At 63.9% G+C, this 18,798-nt stretch carries 17 protein-coding genes; 4 read left to right on the top strand and 13 right to left on the bottom strand.

Features of this window, described 5'->3' with window-relative positions:
- Nucleotides 1-71 precede the first annotated feature (71 nt).
- The 4 genes from ACFVSJ_RS12905 to ACFVSJ_RS12890 form a co-directional block, all read right to left on the bottom strand.
- The gene (locus ACFVSJ_RS12905; protein ID WP_387437190.1) at nt 72-296 is read right to left on the bottom strand and encodes a DUF6167 family protein; all 225 of its coding nucleotides are present in this window, start codon (nt 294-296) and stop codon (nt 72-74) included.
- Between the two features lie 21 nt (nt 297-317).
- Nucleotides 318-692, bottom strand: coding sequence for a DUF948 domain-containing protein (locus ACFVSJ_RS12900; protein WP_387437189.1), 375 nt, complete (start codon nt 690-692; stop codon nt 318-320).
- A gap of 133 nt (nt 693-825) precedes the next feature.
- Nucleotides 826-1,446 carry a 30S ribosomal protein S4 gene (gene rpsD / locus ACFVSJ_RS12895; protein ID WP_387437188.1) on the bottom strand — a complete coding sequence of 207 codons (621 nt, stop codon included), beginning with the start codon at nt 1,444-1,446 and terminating at the stop codon, nt 826-828.
- A gap of 200 nt (nt 1,447-1,646) precedes the next feature.
- Complete coding sequence (locus ACFVSJ_RS12890) at nt 1,647-3,110, bottom strand: replication-associated recombination protein A (RefSeq protein WP_387437187.1); 1,464 nt, start codon at nt 3,108-3,110, stop codon at nt 1,647-1,649.
- A gap of 41 nt (nt 3,111-3,151) precedes the next feature.
- Between ACFVSJ_RS12890 and ACFVSJ_RS12885 the strand changes: the two genes are divergently transcribed.
- The gene (locus tag ACFVSJ_RS12885; protein WP_387437186.1) at nt 3,152-3,832 is read left to right on the top strand and encodes an acVLRF1 family peptidyl-tRNA hydrolase; all 681 of its coding nucleotides are present in this window, start codon (nt 3,152-3,154) and stop codon (nt 3,830-3,832) included.
- 3 nt (nt 3,833-3,835) lie between these two features.
- On the opposite strand, the gene ACFVSJ_RS12880 is transcribed toward ACFVSJ_RS12885, so the two are convergent.
- From ACFVSJ_RS12880 to hisS, 3 genes are all read right to left on the bottom strand, one after another.
- The gene (locus ACFVSJ_RS12880) at nt 3,836-4,612 is read right to left on the bottom strand and encodes a GNAT family N-acetyltransferase (RefSeq protein WP_387437185.1); all 777 of its coding nucleotides are present in this window, start codon (nt 4,610-4,612) and stop codon (nt 3,836-3,838) included.
- 86 nt (nt 4,613-4,698) lie between these two features.
- A complete protein-coding gene (gene aspS / locus ACFVSJ_RS12875; RefSeq protein ID WP_387437184.1) occupies nt 4,699-6,492 on the bottom strand; it encodes an aspartate--tRNA ligase in 1,794 nt (597 codons plus the stop codon).
- A gap of 94 nt (nt 6,493-6,586) precedes the next feature.
- Nucleotides 6,587-7,933 carry a histidine--tRNA ligase gene (gene hisS / locus ACFVSJ_RS12870; protein ID WP_387437183.1) on the bottom strand — a complete coding sequence of 449 codons (1,347 nt, stop codon included), beginning with the start codon at nt 7,931-7,933 and terminating at the stop codon, nt 6,587-6,589.
- Nucleotides 7,934-8,140: 207 nt separating this feature from the next.
- Here hisS and ACFVSJ_RS12865 point away from each other — a divergent pair, with 207 nt between their 5' ends.
- From ACFVSJ_RS12865 to ACFVSJ_RS12855, 3 genes are all read left to right on the top strand, one after another.
- Complete coding sequence (locus ACFVSJ_RS12865) at nt 8,141-8,935, top strand: peptidylprolyl isomerase (RefSeq protein WP_387437182.1); 795 nt, start codon at nt 8,141-8,143, stop codon at nt 8,933-8,935.
- A 67-nt stretch (nt 8,936-9,002) separates the two neighbouring features.
- Nucleotides 9,003-10,478, top strand: coding sequence for a DUF349 domain-containing protein (locus ACFVSJ_RS12860; protein WP_387437181.1), 1,476 nt, complete (start codon nt 9,003-9,005; stop codon nt 10,476-10,478).
- Between the two features lie 90 nt (nt 10,479-10,568).
- Entirely contained in the window at nt 10,569-11,168 is a 600-nt protein-coding gene (locus tag ACFVSJ_RS12855) for a hypothetical protein (RefSeq protein ID WP_387437180.1), read from the top strand.
- Here ACFVSJ_RS12855 and ACFVSJ_RS12850 read toward each other — a convergent pair.
- The 6 genes from ACFVSJ_RS12850 to ruvA all read right to left on the bottom strand — a co-directional run bounded on the left by ACFVSJ_RS12850 (nt 11,165) and on the right by ruvA (nt 18,774).
- Nucleotides 11,165-13,555: a RelA/SpoT family protein gene (locus ACFVSJ_RS12850; RefSeq protein ID WP_387437350.1), complete on the bottom strand. Its 2,391-nt coding sequence runs from the start codon at nt 13,553-13,555 to the stop codon at nt 11,165-11,167. The genes ACFVSJ_RS12855 and ACFVSJ_RS12850 overlap by 4 nt on opposite strands.
- Before the next feature lie 154 nt (nt 13,556-13,709).
- Nucleotides 13,710-14,708, bottom strand: a complete 999-nt coding sequence (gene secF, locus ACFVSJ_RS12845) for a protein translocase subunit SecF (protein WP_387437179.1) — start codon at nt 14,706-14,708, stop codon at nt 13,710-13,712.
- Nucleotides 14,708-16,459, bottom strand: a complete 1,752-nt coding sequence (gene secD / locus ACFVSJ_RS12840; protein WP_387437178.1) for a protein translocase subunit SecD — start codon at nt 16,457-16,459, stop codon at nt 14,708-14,710. The genes secF and secD overlap by 1 nt, the downstream gene beginning before the upstream one ends.
- A gap of 115 nt (nt 16,460-16,574) precedes the next feature.
- Complete coding sequence (yajC, locus tag ACFVSJ_RS12835) at nt 16,575-16,958, bottom strand: preprotein translocase subunit YajC (protein ID WP_387437177.1); 384 nt, start codon at nt 16,956-16,958, stop codon at nt 16,575-16,577.
- A 102-nt stretch (nt 16,959-17,060) separates the two neighbouring features.
- On the bottom strand, nt 17,061-18,137 hold the full coding sequence (gene ruvB, locus ACFVSJ_RS12830; RefSeq protein WP_387437176.1) for a Holliday junction branch migration DNA helicase RuvB: 1,077 nt from the start codon (nt 18,135-18,137) through the stop codon (nt 17,061-17,063).
- Nucleotides 18,130-18,774 carry a Holliday junction branch migration protein RuvA gene (gene ruvA, locus ACFVSJ_RS12825; RefSeq protein ID WP_387437175.1) on the bottom strand — a complete coding sequence of 215 codons (645 nt, stop codon included), beginning with the start codon at nt 18,772-18,774 and terminating at the stop codon, nt 18,130-18,132. The genes ruvB and ruvA overlap by 8 nt, the downstream gene beginning before the upstream one ends.
- Between the last annotated feature and the right edge of the window lie 24 nt (nt 18,775-18,798).

Below are 18,798 nucleotides of genomic sequence, written 5' to 3'. Positions count from 1 at the left end.
GCGGTACCGGCTGGTGCCGTTCCGCAGCTTTCCATTCTGCCCTGTTGCGGGCGCGGGGGCGAACCCGCCCGCTACCGGCGGCCGGCGTCGTCGATACCCAAGGCCGCCCGAAGGTCTTCTTCGCGCTCATGCATGCCTGCACGGACAGCGTCGGCAAAGTCGAACAGGCCATCGGCGAGGCGGCCAACTGCGCGGTTCAGGCCGTCAGGCCCGATGGAGGCCTGGGCCTCGTTGAACTTCTTGAACGCGATGACGCCAATGGCGACGCCGATTCCCATCCATACAATTCTTTTCATGTGTGATGCCCTCCCGTGGGATCAGCGGCTGCGCCGGCCGGACGATGGGGTGCCCTTCCTGGCGAAGGCAGAGCGGACGCCGTAGCTGAACGCAGCAACCTTGATCAGCGGTGAACCCACTGTGGCGGCCACCAGCGAGGACAAGGCGGATATGTTCGCGGAGGCGTCGGAGACGTTCGACGCAATACCGTCAACCTTCTTCAACTGCTGGTTGGTGGTGGAAACGGTTGCCGTCACCTCGTCCATGAGCGGCGTGGCGCCGTCACTGATTGAACGGATGGAGGTGCGGACCTCGTCAAAGACTCCCCCAAGCTTCAGAATTGGCACTGCCAGCAACAGAACCAGGAGCGCGAAGACTCCCGCCGCAATCAGGCCGGCGATGTCGCCACCAGACATAGAACCCATCTCCTCGAATCGTTGCGCTGCCCCACCCCGCCGTCCCGGACGCGGGGAGGGCCTCCCCAAGTACCTTACAGACAAAGAAGCCCGCGGCGTGTGCCACGGGCTTCTTTGTGCGCTGCTGGAAAATTTAGCGAGCGTAGAATTCGACGACGAGCTGCTCTTCGCAGATCACGGGGACCTCGGAGCGCTTCGGGCGGCGAACCAGCTTTGCCTGCAGGGCGTCGATCTTGACGTCCAGGTAAGCCGGGGTGGTGGCCAAGACGTGTGCACCGGCAGCTGCTGCCTGGAACGGTGCCATGACCTCGGAGCGGCTGTGGACGTGGATGAGCTGGCCTTCGCCGACGCGGAAGGACGGGCGGTCCACGCGGATGCCGTCAACCAGGATGTGGCGGTGCACAACCAGCTGGCGGGCCTGGGCGATGGTGCGGGCGAAGCCTGCGCGGAGAACCAGGGCGTCGAGACGCATTTCGAGCAGTTCAACCAGGTTTTCACCGGTCAGGCCCTTGGTGCGGCGTGCTTCTTCGAAGGCACGGGTCATCTGGGCTTCGCGGATGCCGTACTGGGCGCGCAGACGCTGCTTTTCGCGCAGACGAACGGCGTAGTCGGAGTCCTGCTTCTTGCGGGCACGGCCATGCTCACCGGGGCCGTACGGGCGGCGCTCCATGTACTTGGCGGCCTTGGGAGTCAGAGCAATGCCGAGTGCACGCGAAAGGCGTGCGGTACGGCGAGCACGAGTGTTGTTAGCCACTTGTGTCCTTCCAAATTACTGCGGTGTATCAGTGTTCCTGGCCTCCATCAGGGAGAGCATCGGCCAACCGCTGCCTCTTGCTACTGGCCCACGGCACAGTGCCATCGAAGAATCTTCCATGGGATTGTGCGTCGGGTCATGCCAGACGAAGATCAATCCTACCATGCACCGGGGGTCGCCGGACCCGGACCAACAGCGGGTTACTGCCCGCGGATGATCTTGCGGAGCCGTTCAAGCCTCGGAGCGATTTCCCGCTCGGCGCCATTGTTGGTGGGCACGTAATAGTCCTTGCCCACCAGGTCGTCGGGCGGATACTGCTGGGTGGCCACGCCGTGCGGCTCGTCGTGGGCGTACTTGTAGCTCTGGCCGTGGCCCAATTGTTTCGCACCCGGATAGTGGGCGTCACGCAAGTGCATGGGAATGCCGCCACCGAATCCTGCCCGGACATCGGCAATGGCCTTGTTGATTCCCATGTAGGCGGCATTGGACTTGGGAGCCGTCGCCAGGTGCACCACGGCTTCAGCGAGGATGATCCGGCCTTCCGGCATGCCAATCAACTGAACAGCTTGCGCGGCCGCCACGGCTGTCTGCAGCGCGGTGGGATCGGCCATGCCAATGTCCTCTGCCGCGGAGATGACGATGCGCCGCACCACGAACCGGGGGTCCTCCCCCGCCTCCAGCATGCGCGCCAGATAGTGCAGGGATGCGTCCACGTCCGAACCCCTGATCGACTTGATGAAAGCACTGGCAACGTCGTAGTGCTGGTCCCCGGCCCGGTCGTACCGGACCGCAGCGGCGTCCAGCGCCCGCTCGGTGTGCCGCAGTTCCACCAGTACCGGAGCGTCCGGTGCGCCGTCGTCCGCAAGTCCAGGTTCGCCGTCGTCCGTTTCTGCACCGTCGACGGCGGTGCTGTCGCCGAAAGCGACTCCGGCAGCGGCCTCCAATGCCGTCAGCGCCCTCCGGGCGTCGCCACCGGACAGGCGGACCAAATGCTCCAATGCTTCCTGGCTCAGTTCCACCCTTCCGCCGAGTCCACGCGCATCCAGCACAGCGCGCTGGAGGAGCCCCGAAATGTCGTCATCGGTCAGCGGCTTCAACGTCAACAACAGGGAACGGGACAGCAGCGGCGAAACCACGGAGAACGACGGGTTCTCCGTGGTGGCGGCAACGAGCACCACCCAACGGTTCTCCACGCCGGGAAGCAAAGCATCCTGCTGGGCCTTGTTGAAGCGGTGGATCTCATCCAGGAACAGCACGGTGGTCTTTTTGTAGAGGTCCCTCGCGGTCAAGGCCTCGTCCATCACGCGGCGCACGTCCTTGACACCTGCGGTGATTGCGGAGAGTTCCACGAACTTCCGTCCCGGACCCTTGGCGATGACATGCGCGAGCGTCGTCTTTCCGGTACCTGGCGGACCCCAGAGAATCACTGAGCTCGGTCCGGCGGGCCCGGAAGCCTCAGCCCCCGCAGCCAGCTGCCGCAAGGGAGAGCCCTGGCCCAACAAATGCTGTTGGCCCACAACATCATCCAAGGTCCTCGGACGCATGCGGACCGCCAACGGACTGCGCTGCGATGCCATCCAGTTGGCATCGGAGGATCCCCCGGCGGCAGGCACGTCCTCCGACTCGTCGTCGTTGACAGCACCGGCACCAAAGAGATCTTCCACATGGATAGGCTACTCATAGTTCCAGCAAAGGAGACATCGACGTGGACCGGCCCGTAACCAGCCCTCAACAACCGGAGCCACGCGGCACCAGCCGGACGGCCTTGGTTCCGGCGTCGCGGCTCAAGGGCTGGGTGGATCGCTTCGCCGCCAGCCACGGTGCGGTGGAAGAGGATTTCGACGACGACGGCATCATCCTGCGTGCGGACGACCGTGCAACCGCACTCCTCAGGGCACCGTGGCCCATCGACGGTCGCCCGGGACGGGGCAACACCAACGTGGAGCGCTTGGTCTCCCTCGCCACGCAGGAACGCGGCCTGGGCATTGTCCTGGTGCGCCGCGGCGGCTTTGCCATTGCCGCAGCCAACGGCAGCAAGATCCTTGCCTCGAAAAGCGGCAACCGTTATGTCCAATCGCGGACGTCGGCGGGCGGGCAGTCCCAGCAGCGGTATGCGCGGCGGCGTTCCAACCAAGCGGATGCCCTGGTTGATGCCGCTGCCGAACACATGGAAAAGATCTTTGGTCCGCACCGCATCGAGTACATCGTGCCCGGCGGCGACCGGGCGCTGGTGGACCACGTCCTCAGCGCCCCGGCAGCGCAGGCCTGGGCCCAACTGACCCGGCTTGCTTTCCTGGACGTTCAGGACCCCAAAACGGCCGCGCTCCCCAGGGCAGCCACGGATGCCTGCTCCATCCGCATCACTGTCACCGACCCTCCGGAGTGAGTCCTAGCAGCCGGTCTGTGCTCGCTGCAACGGTGCCTGGCGGTACAGGTAGCTGCCGTGGTCCACGAAACCGGCGCCTCGGTACAGTGCTTGCGCGCCGTGGTTCGCAGCGGTCACCAGCAACCAGAAGCCGTCGAGCCCCAGACGTCCACCTTCAGTGAGCAGGGCCGCCAGGACCTCGCTGGCGAATCCGCGCCTGCGGTGCCCCTCCGACGTCGCCATGCTGTACAGACCGCCCCAGCCGTCGGCCAACGCAAGACGTCCGACGGCGGCGGGCCGGCCATCGCTGTCCCGCACCAGGGCGTAGACCGACGGGCAGCCGGAAAGGATACTGCGGGCGATCCCAAGTTCCCGGTCCCCGCCGCGCCCGTCCACCGACCACCACAAATCCATCCACTCTTCGGAAGGCTCCGGCGACAATTCAACCCGGCCTTCCACAGCCGATGGCAGGCTTGCGGTTGTGCGCACCATGATGTGCGTGGCCGACTGGCGGGTGAAGCGCAAACTGTCCAGGACATCGTTTAGCACGGCACTGCGGGCGTCTTCGAAGACCTGGAAGATCAACGGAAGACGGCGGCGACGGTACCAGTCGGAGGCATCATGGACGGCCGCGACCAGATCCATGCCATCCGCGGCAGCGGACAATCCGCGCGGCCACACCGAATTGGCCCGCTGTGTCACGCCCTCAGACGCCCTCAGCACCCAAGCACCTGATTCTTCCCGGTCAAGGGACGGCCAGGCCTTGTCCATGAGGGTTTCGATCGAGGACTGGTCCAGCATGCTTCACACACCTTTTCACCACGGATACAACGCTTGCGGGAAACGTCGAAGGCCCCCCGCGCACGGGGGGCCTTCGAAGCGGAACTTTACTCGGTGGTGGCCTCCACCTTGGCGGCCGGCTTGGCCTGGGGCTTGAAGTCCACGCCGGCTTCCTTGCGCTGCTGCGCCGTGATCGGTGCGGGAGCGGCGGTCAGGGGGTCGAAGCCGTTGCCGGTCTTGGGGAAGGCGATGACATCCCGGATGGACTCGACACCAGCCAGCAGCGCCACCACGCGGTCCCAGCCAAGGGCGATGCCGCCGTGCGGAGGCGCGCCGTACTTGAATCCTTCAAGCAGGAAGCCGAACTTGGTCTCGGCATCTTCCTTGTCCAGGCCCATCAGCTTGAAGACCCGCTCTTGGATGTCGGCCTGGTGGATACGGATGGATCCGCCGCCGATCTCGTTTCCGTTGCAGACGATGTCGTATGCATAGGACAACGCCGATTCCGGGTCCTGGTCGAACGTGTCCAGGAACTCGGGCTTCGGCGAAGTAAAGGCGTGGTGCACGGCCGTCCACTGGCCGGCGCCGACTGCAACATCCCCGGAGGCTACTGCCGCAGCAGCGGGTTCGAACATGGGCGCATCAACGATCCAGACGAAGGCCCAGTCGTTGGGGTCGATGAGGCCGGTACGGTGGCCGATCTCCACGCGTGCCGCGCCCAGCAGTGCACGCGACGCGGACTTCTCGCCTGCGGCAAAGAAGATGCAGTCGCCCGGCTTCGCGCCAACGGCGTCGGCAAGCCCTGCGCGCTCCTGCTCCGTGAGGTTCTTCGCCACCGGACCGGCCAGTTCGCCGTCTTCCTTATACAGGACGTAGGCAAGGCCCTTGGCTCCACGCTGCTTGGCCCATTCCTGCCAGGCGTCCAGGGCGCGACGGGCCTGTGATGCTCCACCAGGCATGACGACGGCACCCACGTAGGGAGCCTTGAACACACCGAAGTTGGTGTCCTTGAAGAACTCCGTCAGTTCAGTCAGTTCCTGGCCGAAGCGCAGGTCCGGCTTGTCCGAGCCGTACCGTGCCATGGCGTCGAGGTAGGTCATGCGGCGGATCGGCGTGGGGACCTCGACGTCGATCAGCTGCCAGAGTGCCTTGACGATGCCTTCACCGAGATCGATGATGTCGTCCTGGTCCACGAAGCTGGCTTCGATGTCCAGCTGGGTGAACTCCGGCTGGCGGTCCGCGCGGAAGTCTTCATCGCGGTAGCACCGGGCAATCTGGTAGTACTTCTCGAAGCCGCCCACCTGCAGGAGCTGCTTGAAGAGCTGCGGCGACTGCGGAAGGGCGTACCAGGAACCCGGGGCCAGGCGTGCCGGAACAACGAAGTCGCGGGCGCCTTCCGGCGTCGAACGCGTCAGCGTGGGTGTTTCGATCTCGACGTAACCACGCTGGTGCAGCAGGTCACGGGCCACACGGTTGGCCTCGGAGCGGAGACGGATGTTGCGGGCAGGGCCCGGGCGGCGGAGGTCCAGGTACCGGTGCTTGAGGCGTGCTTCCTCGCCGACTTCCACGTGCTCGTCGATCTGGAATGGCAACGGATCGGAAGTGTTGAGGATCACCACCTTGTCAGCAATGACCTCGATGTCGCCCGTGGCAAGGGCAGGGTTCTCGTTGCCTTCGGGACGTTTGTTGACGGTTCCCGTCACCTGCAGGACGTACTCGTTCCGCAGCCCGTGGAAAACTTCTTCTTCACGGACAACCACCTGTGCAACACCCGACGCGTCACGCAGGTCGACGAATGCCACACCACCGTGATCACGGCGGCGGCCCACCCAGCCGGCCAGGGTAACGGTTTGTCCAATGTGCTCGGAACGGAGTGATCCGAGGTCATGTGTGCGCAGCACAGCATTCCTTTCAGCATGAATTTTCGATGGGTGTCCGCAAAGACAATCCCGTCCGAGTTTACCCGCCCCGGTCGCGGCCCCGTTATGGGGAGGGTCAGGCAGTGGTGACGCGAACGTAGAGGTCCTCGTCCGACGGCGTCCAACTTGCCGGGTCCGCGTCCACTTGCTCGCCCGAACGGATGTCCTTGACCTGGTGCTTGCCGTCTTCGTCGGTGAACCAGACAAACGGAATGCCCCGGCGGTCAGCGAACTTGATCTGCTTGCCGAACTTTTCTGCCCTGGCAGCTACTTCCGTCGCGATCCCCCGGCTGCGCAACTGGGCGGCCACGTCCTGCGCCGCCGACCAGCTGTCGTCGTGGTTGAGTGCTACCAGGACGGCCGTCGGCACCGAGCGGGTGGCCGCGGCGAACTCCTGGCTCAGGATGCGGGACACGAGCCGGGTCACGCCGATGGACAGGCCGACGCCGGGGAACTTGCGGTTGCCCTTGCTGGCCAGGGCGTCGTAGCGGCCACCGGAGCAAATCGAACCGAGCTGTTCGTGGCCCACAAGGACGGTTTCGACGACGGTCCCGGTGTAGTAGTCCAGGCCGCGGGCGATGCTGAGATCGGCCACCACCTTGCCTGGGGCACGCTGGACCGCGGCTTCGATGACCTGTTCCAGCTCGCTCAATCCTTCGTCGAGGAGATCATCCTTGACGCCGAGCTCCCGGACCTGCTCGACGAAGGAAGTGTCCTCCGTCCGGATCGTCGCCAGCTTTAGGGCCAGGCCGGCTTGCTCGTCCGTGGCGCCGAGTTCGCTCTTGAGCAGCCCCGCGACCTTTTCTGCACCGATCTTCTCGAGCTTGTCGATGCTGCGCAGCACGCCGGCCGTATCCGTCAGGCCGATGCCGCGATAGAAACCCTCTGCCAGCTTGCGGTTGTTGACCCGCAACCGGAAGTCCGGAATCGGCAGGGCACTCAGGGCTTCGGCGATCACCAAAGCGATTTCCACGTCATAGCGGAAGGGCAACTCGCCGTCGCCCACGACGTCGATATCCGCCTGGGTGAACTCGCGGGCGCGTCCCTCCTGCGGACGTTCGCCACGCCAGACCTTCTGGATCTGGTACCGGCGGAACGGGAAGGCCAGGTATCCGGCGTTCTCCACGACGTAGCGGGCGAAAGGAACGGTGAGGTCGAAGTGGAGGGCCAAGGCGTTCGGATCGGTCCGGTCCGCTTTCGCAGGTTCGCCCTCGTCATCCTGGAGCCGGCTGAGCCCGTAGACCTCTTTGTCGATTTCGCCCTTGCGGAGCAACTGGCCCACGGTTTCCACGGCCCGGGTCTCAATCGACGAGAAGCCATGCAGTTCAAACGTCTTGCGCAAGGTGTCCAGGACGTGGAGCTCCACCAACCGCTCCTGGGGAAGCCACTCGGGGAATCCGGACAGGGAGGCGGTACGTGCCATGGTGGAAAAGTCTCCTCGAAGAAAGCTGACCCCGGAATTCAAAGCGCAGCAATAAACATCCATTCAGCGTTTATTGGGCAGGAGTCCAGACGGTCATGCATAAACTATGTGCGGCAGCCAGTTTATGCTTTCCTCGCGTGCACTTCTAATACAGCATGCCCGGATCCCCTCGGCCGCCCTGGAACATGGACCCAAACAGGAGGACTCTTGGCAACAAAGTCGCGCGATGACCGCGAGGCCAGACGACGCATCCGGCAGATGGAAGCCAAGCGTGCCCTTCGGCAGCAGCAGGGGAAGCGGCGCAAGCGGGACAACGCCGTAGCCATCAGCGCAGCCGTCGTAGCGTTGGTCCTCGCCGTGGTGCTCCAGCTGACCGTCTTCGCTTCCAATCCCACGGAGGCGGAATATACGGCAGCCCAAGAAGGACTCAGCTCCCCCTCGGCTTCACCGGCGGCTACGAACAGCGCAGACGTTCCCAGCGCCGACACCGCGGCTGGAAAGACGTTTACGGGCGAACTGACCTTGAACAGCGGAGTGGTGGGCGTCCAGATCGATGGAACCACCGCGCCGCAGGCTGCTGCGGTCCTGAAATCGCTTGCCGACTCCGGCTATTACGGCGGCGCTTTCTGCCACCGGCTCACCACCTCGGACACCTTCGGCCTGTTGCAATGTGGTGCCAAGGCCGAAGACGGAGCCGACGACCCGGACTACCGCTGGGGTCCGCTGGAAAACACGCCTGCCGACAACAAATACCCGGCAGGGACCATCGCCATCGCCCGGAGCGGCAACAACGCCTACGGCAACGGCCACCAGTTCTTCATCGTCTATAAGGACACCTTGATTCCCTCCGACTCCGCTGGTGGTTACACCGTGGTGGGCAAGGTGACCAGCGGCCTGGATGTCATCACCAAGATTGCCTCAGCCGGGCTCAAGGCGGGCGCGGCCAACAACGACGGCGCCCCTGTGGCACCTGTCACGATAGACTCTTTTTCACTGAAGTAACCGACTCCCGGCCCCGGCCGGAAGTGCATGACCTTTAGCAGTCCCTCCAAGCGAAAGACTTTTAGCGGTGACAGATAGTCAGAAATCCGACGAAACAGCAGCAGTGACCGACCAGGAAGCCGTCGAGGCGACCGAAGGCAGCGGACAGGAAGAGACGCAGGACGTCGAAACCACCTCGCCGGAAGCCAAGCCTGCTGCGCCCCGCCCGGCCCCCTCCCCCGCTGCCTTCGCAGCACGCCCCAAGGCGCCCGCCGCCGTCGTGCCTGCCGCACCGGCAGTGTCTGCGGCGTCCCTCGCGGAAGCCGCCAAGTGGGGCCGCGCAGAGGGCGACGGCCATGTGTTCCTCACACTCGATGGCGAGGAACTCGCCGTAGGCCAATACCCCGGTGTCAGCCCGGATGAGGCCCTGGGGTACTTCGCCCGGAAGTTCGACGACGTGATCGCCCAGATAGTGCTGCTGGAGCACCGTGTGGAGTCCAAGGCCCCGGCCACGGACATGCAGAAGACCGTCGCCCACCTCCGCGAACAGCTTGCCGAACGCAACATGGTGGGCGACATCCGCTCAGCTGAGGCACGCCTGGACACGCTGTCCGCCCAGATCGTGGAGCTGGAACAGTCGGAGAAGGCAGCGCACGACGCCGTCCGGGCCAACGAGCTCGCAGCCCGTGAGGCGATCGTTGCTGAGGCCGAGTCCATCGCCGGACAGGATCCTGCCCAGATCCAGTGGAAGACCTCAAGCGCCCGCATGAACGAGCTCTTCGAGACCTGGAAGGCCGCGCAGAAGAGCGGTGTCCGGTTGGGACGCAGCAACGAGGACGCCCTGTGGAAGCGCTTCCGATCTGCACGCACTGTCTTCGACCGCCACCGCCGCGCCTACTTCTCGCAGCTGGACAGCAACAACTCTGCTGCGAAGGCCGCCAAGGAAGCTCTGATCGCCGAGGCCGAGGCCCTCTCGTCCTCGACGGACTGGGGCTACGCCGCAGGTGAGTACCGCCGCCTCATGGACCAGTGGAAGGCCACCCCGCGCGCCAGCCGCAAGGATGACGACGCCCTTTGGACCCGCTTCCGTGCTGCGCAGGACGTCTTCTTCAGCAACCGCCAGGCTGCCAACGACCAGATCGACCAGGAATACACAGCCAACCTGGCTGTCAAGGAAGAGCTGGTGGCCGAAGCCCAGGCGCTCCTGCCGATCAACGACCTGAACGCCGCCAAGAAGGCCCTGCAGGCCATCCGCGACCGTTGGGAAGACGCCGGAAAGGTGCCCCGTGCCGACATGGGCCGCATCGAAGCCGGCCTGCGCAAGGTGGAGGACGCCGTCCGGGAAGCCGAAGACGAGAAGTGGCGCCGGAGCAACCCGGAAACCAAGGCCCGCACCAACAGCGCACTCTCGCAGCTTGAGTCGGCCATCGCAAGCCTCAAGGAGGATCTGGTGAAGGCTGAAAAGGCAGGAGACCAGCGTCGCATCAACGCTGCCCGCGAAGCCCTCGAGGCCAGGCAGGCATGGCTGGACCAGATCCAGCGCTCGGCAAGCGACCTCGCCTAGGATTTGCCCAAACGGCGGGCCCCGTATCGGTTATCCACATAACCGATACGGGGCCTGTACTCGTTTCGGGGCGCAGGAAATGATCAATGGATGGTCCCCGCTGTCACAGCCCCGCATTTGCAAGAGCCCGTGCTTCATGAGCTCTACTCAGCCCGTCGCATCTTTACCTGGCCCGAACTCCAGAGCATGGCATCGGATGGAATCCTGTCCGCCCTGTACGGAAAGAGCTACGCCGCGCCGGGATCCGCGGTCACTCCCAGGCTCAGGGCCCGCGCTGCTGCGCTGGCTGTGCCCGAGCGCATGCGGACCAAGGTGGTGGCCGGCAGGCTGACGGCGGCATGGATCTACGGTTGTGCCAGGCCGCCAAGGAACCTCACGCTGCTCGTGGACGCGAAGCACCGCATCTCAAGCATCCGTGGCGCGGGAGGATGCAGCCTGCACGAAGTCAAGCTTGGCCAGTTTGATGTGGTCAGTCTTGGCGGACTGCTTGTCAGCAGCCCTCTGCGGACGGCAGCTGACATCGCCTTGCACGTCGAAGCCGAACAGGCCCTCCCGGCGCTGACTCAACTCATGGAAAAGCCTGACCTGGGGGTCCGGCTCCGCCTGGTTACCTTGGCGGTTCAGGCCGCGCCCCGGGTCCCGCACAAGAAACGCGCCCTTGCCACCCTTTCCAGGCTGGAGGGCAGCTAGCTGCGGCGCCTGTTGCCCGTAGTCCGGTAAACGTCAAAGACTCCGTCGATGCGACGGACCGCGCTCAGGACGTGGTGCAGGTACTTCGGGTCGCCCATTTCGAACGCGAACCTGGAAATGGCCACCCTGTCGCTGGACGTGTGGACCGAGGCTGCAAGGATGTTGACGTGGTTGTCCGAAAGGACCCGGGTGACGTCGGAGAGGAGCGACTTCCGGTCCAGTGCCTCCACCTGGATTTCCACCAGGAAGACGCTGGACTGCGTGGGAGCCCACTCCACTTCCACGATCCTGTCAGGCTGGTCCCGGAGACCGGCAACGTTCGTGCAGTCCGTCCTGTGGACTGACACGCCCGAGCCCCGCGTCACGAACCCAAGGATGGGGTCCGGCGGAACGGGAGTGCAACAACGGGCCAGCTTGACCCACACATCGCCCACACCGCGCACAATGACGCCGGAATCGGAGAACTTGGACTTGGCCACCTGGGTCGGAATGCTGACCTCGTCGAGGTCCTCGTCCGGCGTCTCATGCCCGCCAAGCTGCTCCATGAGCTTTTCCATGACCGACTGCGCAGACGTGTGCCCGTCCCCGACGCCGGCGTACAGGCCTGAGATGTCAACGTAGTGGAAATCCTCGGCCACTGACGACAATGCGTCGTGGGTCATGAGGCGCTGCAGCGGCAGGTTCTGTTTGCGCATTGCCCGCGTCAGCATGTCCTTGCCGCGGTCGATGGCCTCTTCGCGGCGTTCCTTGCTGAACCACTGGCGGATCTTGTTACGGGCCCTGGCGGACTTGACGAAATGTTGCCAATCCTGGCTGGGGCCTGCGCCCTCGGCCTTGGAGGTGAAGATCTCCACCCAGTCGCCATGGTTCAATTCGCTGTTGAGCGGCACGAGCTTGCCGTTGACCCGGGCACCGATGGTCCTGTGGCCGACTTCGGTGTGGACGGCATACGCGAAGTCCACGGGTGTGGATCCCGCGGGGAGGGCCATGACCTCACCCTTGGGCGTAAAGACAAACACTTCACGTGCGTTGATCTCATACCGCAGGGAGTCGAGGAACTCGCCGGGATCGGAGGTCTCTTGTTGCCAGTCCACCAGCGACCGCAGCCATCCCATGTCCCCGTCACGGGGACTGCCCGGACCGACGGCCGTGCGGTTGGGCTGGTCTTTGTACTTCCAGTGCGCGGCCACACCGTATTCCGCCCGGCGATGCATCTCGTGGGTCCGGATCTGGATCTCCACGGGTTTGCCGCCCGGACCGATCACGGTGGTATGCAGGGATTGGTACATGTTGAACTTGGGCATCGCGATGTAGTCCTTGAACCGGCCCGGCAGGGGGTTCCATCGCGAATGCAAGGTGCCCAGGGCTGCGTAACAGTCCCGGACGGAATCCACCAGGACACGCACGCCCATGAGGTCGTTGATGTCGTCAAAGTCCTTATCCCGGACGATCATCTTCTGGTAGATGGAGTAGTAATGCTTGGGGCGCCCGGTAATGGTCGCTTTGATCCGCGCCGTGCGGAGGTCATCGGCAATCTGGTTCCGGATGACGCTGAGGCTCTTCTCGCGCTCGGGCGTGCGGTCACCGACCATCCGGACGATTTCCTCGTACACCTTGGGATAGAGCGCCGCGAAGGACAAGTCCTCGAGTTCCCATTTGATGGTGTTCATGCCCAGGCGGTGAGCCAACGGAGCGAAGATCTCCAGCGTCTCCCGTGCCTTGCGGGAGGAGGATTCGGCGGACACGAACCGCCAGGTGCGGGCGTTGTGGAGGCGGTCCGCCAGCTTGATCATCAGGACACGAATGTCCTTGGCCATGGCGACCACCATCTTGCGGACGGTCTCGGATTGGGCCGCCTCACCGAAGCTGACCTTGTCCAGCTTGGTGACGCCATCCACGAGCATGGCCACCTCCGGGCCGAAGTCGCGGGTCAGGTCGGCCAGCGTGTAAGGGGTGTCCTCCACAGTGTCATGGAGAAGCGCTGCGGCCAAGGTGGTACCGGTCATGCCGAGCTCCGCCAGGATGGTGGCGACGGCTACGGGGTGGGTGATGTACGGATCGCCACTCTTGCGCTTCTGCCCCTGGTGGCTGCGCTCCGCCACGGCAAAGGCCCGCTGGATGAGGTCGAAGTCCTCTTTCGGGTTGTTGGCCCGCACGGTCCGCAGCAAGGGTTCCAGGATCGGAGAGTACGGCGCGACGCCTCGACCGGTCAGGCGGGCCAGTCGGGAGCGTGTACGTTCGCGTCGGCCGGGGAAAGTGGGACGCGCACCGGGGACGTCAACCGGGACAGCGGCAGCCCGTCCAGCCACGCTTGTTGCTGGAACCGCCACTGAACTGTGACCGTCTTCCCCGCCCGCCGGTGGTGCCGACGTCGCACGTTCTTCCACAGAAGTACCCCTCACGACCGATTTAATTCTCCCAGTCTATTCCCGGAAGCGAATGCTTCCGCAACCCGGCAGCACATGACGGAAGCAGCAGCAAGTCAAAGAGCCGGGCACCTGCAGTGAAGCAGGTGCCCGGCTCTTGCAACGCAACGGTTTCCTAGACGCTGGGGACAGCAGCCTCGGCCCGGCGGTGGGAGACCTTCTTGGCCTGCTTCACGAGCTCCGGCTCGCCCTGGCGCAGCCAGGCGTAGAGCGGCGCAGCGATGAAAATCGTTGCCGCGGTACCGATCAGGATACCCACGAACAAGGCGAGCGAAAGGTCCCGCAGGGTACCTGCGCCGAGGAGGCCGGCACCGATAAAGAGGATCGCTGCAACTGGAAGAACGGCCACCATCATGGTGTTGATGGAGCGGACCAGGGTTTGGTTCACGGCAAGGTTCACTTCTTCGGCGAAGGTCCGTCGGGAAGACGTCCCGATGTCCGCGGTGTTTTCCCGGATCTTGTCGAAAACCACCACGGTGTCGTACAGGGAGTAACTGAGGACAGTAAGGAATCCGATGATGGCCGACGGCGTCACTTCAAAGTCGCTCAAGGCGTAGACGCCCGCCGTCGTAAACATGGTGACGAGCATGCCCACCAAGGCGGACAGCGACATCTTCCAGGTCCTGAAGTACAACGCCATAAGGACGGCAGCCAGGCCCACGAACACGATCAGGCCAATCAGCGCCTGCCGTGTGACGTCCTGGCCCCACGTGGGGCCGACGAAGTTGGACGTGACCTCGTTCTCGGTGACGCCGTAGGCGCTGGTGAGGCCATCCTTGATGCGGTTGGTTTCATCATCGGTCAGCTGGTCCGTCTGGATGCGCATGGTGTTGCCCGCGACATTCGCCACGCGCGGGATCGCACCGGCAACGACGTCGTGGACTGCCTTCTCACCGAGGGCGGCATCGGTGGTCTTCACATTGGAAACGGTGAACTCCGAACCGCCGCGGAACTCGATACCCAGATTGAAGCCGCCCTTGAGCACGGGAATGAGGATCGACAGGACCACGGCGACGGCCGCGATGGTGAACCAGATCTTCTTGGAATCGACAAAGTTGTACGAACGTTTGCCGGTGTAGAGCTCATAGCCGAAGGTTGCGAAGCTCGTTGTCATTACTTCTCCTCCTTGGTGCCGTTGGAGGTGCCAGTGAGCTGGCCCTTCTCGGCGAGGCGCCGTTCGGCGATGGTCATGCGGCGTTCCGCTTCGGCGGCAGCACCTGCATTGCGGGCCCGGACGTTGGCCGGCTTGTCAGCGGGATCCCGGAGGCGTCCGGCGCCGCGGTACAGCGGGACGGCTCCCAGGCGGTCAGGCGACAGACCCGAGAAGCGGTGTCCTTCCCCGAAGAACTTGGTGCGGGCCAGGACCTGCAGGGTGGGGTGCGTAAACATGAAGACCACAATGAGGTCGGCAACTGCCGTGAGGCCCAAGGTGAACGCGAAGCCACGGACGTTGCCTACGGCCACGAAGTAGAGGACCAAGGCGGCAAGAAGGTTGACGGCCTTGGACGCCAGGACGGTCCGCTTGGCGCGCTTCCAGCCGTTCTCGACGGCGGACACCAGGCCGCGGCCTTCCCGGAGCTCATCGCGGATGCGTTCGAAGTAGACAATGAAGGAGTCTGCCGTCTGGCCGATGGCGACGATCAAACCTGCAACACCTGCAAGGGAAAGCCTGTAATTCTCGGTCCAGCCCAGAATGGCGATGGCGAGATAGGTGAGGGCGCCGGCCACAACGAGCGAGGCAACCGTCACAAAGCCAAGGGCGCGATACTGGAACAGCGAATAGACAACAACCAGCGCAAGGCCAATCAGGCCTGCCAACAGACCAAGGCGAAGCTGGTCCCCACCGAGGGTCGCCGAGATCTGTTCCTGTGACTGGATCTCGAAGCTGATGGGCAACGCACCATAGCGGAGCTGGTCGGACAGGGCCTTGGCAGTGGCCTGGGTGAAGTTACCGGTGATCTGCGGACGGCCATCGGTGATGACTGCCAGGGCCCGGGGAGCCGAAATGACCTTGTCGTCCAAGACGATGGCGAACTGCGACTTGGGGTCATCGGTACCCTGCGCCTGCGCAGCCACGTAGTACTGGTTGAGGCGCTCGGTAACCTGCTTGAATTTCTCCGTTGCGTCACCGTTGAAGACGATGTTGACGCCCCAGGAGTTGGTCACCGTTCCCTGCGCGCCCTGCACCTGGGAGAAAGTGGAATCGGCAATATCCTGGCCTTTGACCTCCACGGGTCCAAGGATGTACTTTACGGCCGGAGTCTTGTCCGTTGCAGCCTCGCACGTCACCAGGGGCTTGGCAGGATCGGAACGGTCGCGCTTCTCCGTTGACGGATTCACGCAGTCCAGCGCCTCGAATTCCTTCTGGACCTCGGGGGTGACCCAATTGGGGTCGCTCGCGTTGGCCGGCTCCGCAGTCGGCTTGTTCAGCTGATCGTCCGGAGTACGGGATTCGGCGGGAACCGCAGCAGGATCGCCATAAGTTATGACGGGCCGGAAGTTCATGTCCGCCGAGGCCTGGATGAGGTCGCGCGTCTCCTTGGACGGAGTGCCCGGCAGGCTGACCACAACGTTGCGGCCCGACTGGGTGCTGATTTCCGCTTCGGCAACGCCTGAGCCGTCAACGCGCTGGCGGATGATCGCTACCGCCTGGTTGAGCTGCTCCTCATTGATGTCGCTGGCACCTTCCACCTTGGGCGCCAGGATCATCTGGGTTCCACCCTCAAGGTCCAAGGCGAGTTTGGGAGCCCAGCTGGCGTGGCCAGATATGACACCACCACCGAGGACGGCGGTCAATACAACGAAAATTGCTCCAAGCCAGGTCAGCACCCTGCGGGCTGAATTTTTGGGGCCGGTCCGTGCCATTAATCGATCTTCCTGTTATCGCCGGACAGCCGCCGGCCAACGCTGGTAAGCGTCTGCCGGCGGCTTTCCGCTGCCTTAGAAGTTAACGTGCGCGGCGTTACCGCGACTGACGGTGCTAGTTGTCCTTCTTGTCCTCTTTGTTGAGGCGCGCGATGGTTTCCTCGGGCGTCTCTGTAGCGGCCGGACTTTCGGTCTCGGCAACAGTGAGGGAAGAAGCGTCGTCCGGCACAACCGGAGCTTCCTCTTCAGGCTTGTCGACCACCTTGGTGACGGCCTGGCGGTGGACCGTGGCTTCGTTGCCCGGGGAGAGCTCGATGACAACCTTGTTCTCGGCTTCGTCGATGGACACGATGCGGCCAAACAGTCCGAAGCTGGTCATGACGTCAACACCGGGTGCAAACTTCGACTGCATCTCGGCCTGCTGCTGCTGGGTCTTCTTGTTGCGGCGGAACATCATGAAGACAAAGAGGCCAAGCATGACGAACAGCAATATGGTCATTGGATCCACAGGGAAGTTCCGTTCTGTACTTACGTTTTGTTCACGGCAACGTCCTGTGCCGAGCGTCATACCAGTCTAGAGGGAAATTCTGAACGGAGCGTGTTAACCGATGGTGTCTACGCTCTCAGCGTTGTTTTCATCGTCTTCGAACAATGTGAACTGCTCTTGGCCGAACACCCCCGCAGGCACCGCGTAACCCAAATGCGTCCAAGCGGCTGCCATGGCTATGCGCCCCCGCGGCGTCCGCCCCATCAGGCCTTCCCTGACAAGGTAGGGTTCCGCGACCGTCTCGACGGTCTCCGGTTCCTCCCCGACGGCGATGGCGAGCGTGGAGAGGCCGACGGGACCACCGTTGAACTTTGTGATCAAGGCTTCCAGAACCGAGCGGTCCAAGCGGTCAAGTCCCCGCTGGTCGACTTCGTACATGTCCAGGGCCGCTGCGGCCGAGCGTGCGTCAATCTGCTCGATGCCGTGGACCAGCGCCCAGTCCCGCACGCGCCGGAGCAACCGGTTGGCGATGCGCGGTGTTCCACGGGAGCGGCCTGCGATCTCGGTAAACCCGGCTGAATTAACTTTCAAGTCCAGCAGGCCGGCCGAGCGGCGAAGGACGAGCTCGAGTTCCGGCACCGAATAGAACTCGAGGTGCCCGGTGAAGCCAAAGCGGTCGCGGAGCGGCCCCGGGAGGAGTCCGGCCCGCGTAGTGGCTCCCACCAAGGTGAACGGCGGCAGCTCCAGCGGGATGGCCGTGGCCCCGGCCCCCTTGCCCACCACGATGTCCACCCGGAAGTCTTCCATGGCCATGTACAACATTTCCTCGGCGGGCCGGGACATGCGGTGGATTTCGTCCAGGAACAAGACCTCTCCCTCGGACAAGGAAGAGAGGATGGCCGCAAGGTCGCCGGCGTGCTGGATGGCGGGACCGCTGCTGATGCGCAACGGTGCGTTCATTTCAGCGGCAATGATCATGGCCAGAGTGGTTTTGCCAAGGCCGGGAGGGCCGGAAAGGAGCACGTGGTCTGCGCTCCGACCCCGCATGCGGGAAGCTTCCAATACCAGGGACAACTGTTTGCGGACGCGGTGCTGGCCCACAAAATCATGCAGGTTCTTGGGTCGGAGCGCGGCTTCAATAACCCGCTCTTCCGGCTCCTCTCCCCCCGCGACGAGGGATTGCTCAGCCACGGCTGCCTACGCGGTTACCTGCACGTGCGCCGTCCTGCCCCAGCCAACGCAGCGTGGCCCGGAGAATCTGTGCGACGTTGCCGGAATCCACCAACTCCGGGGAGTCGGCCATGGCCCTGTCGATGCTGCCCGTGGCATCCTTTTCGGACCAGCCCAGGCTGGTCATGGCAGCAACCACCTGGGGCTTCCACTCGGCGCTCAGCTGCGCGGCAGGAGCGTTCGAAGTCCCGGTTCCATGCGGAACCAGCTTGCCGGCCAGCTCCAGGACGAGGCGACCGGCCACCTTCGGGCCAATGCCCGGGACCTTGGTGAAGGCTTTGGTGTCACCTGTGTGCGCTGCCACCCTGATGGCCTCCGGCTCGTGGACTGCGAGAACGGCCAACGCCAGCCGGGGCCCTACGCCGCTGACGCCCAGGAGGACATCGAAAACCTCGCGTTCGTCATCGTCGGCGAACCCGAACAGGGTCAGGGAGTCCTCCCTGACAATCATGGACGTGAAGAGCTTGGCTTCATCGCCCACCTTGAGGTGGCTCAACGTCTGCGGCGTAGCGTAGACGCTCATGCCTGCACCATTGAGGTCGATCACTGCGGTGGACAAGCCAACGTGGGCAACCGTTCCACGAAGAAAACTGATCAAGACCCGGCTCCTGTAATTATCCGA

It is taken from the genome of Paenarthrobacter sp. NPDC058040, from assembly GCF_042885775.1.
Classification (GTDB): domain Bacteria; phylum Actinomycetota; class Actinomycetes; order Actinomycetales; family Micrococcaceae; genus Arthrobacter.
Note: the sequence above shows the minus strand (reverse complement) of the source record. Positions and strands in the feature narration are given on the sequence as shown.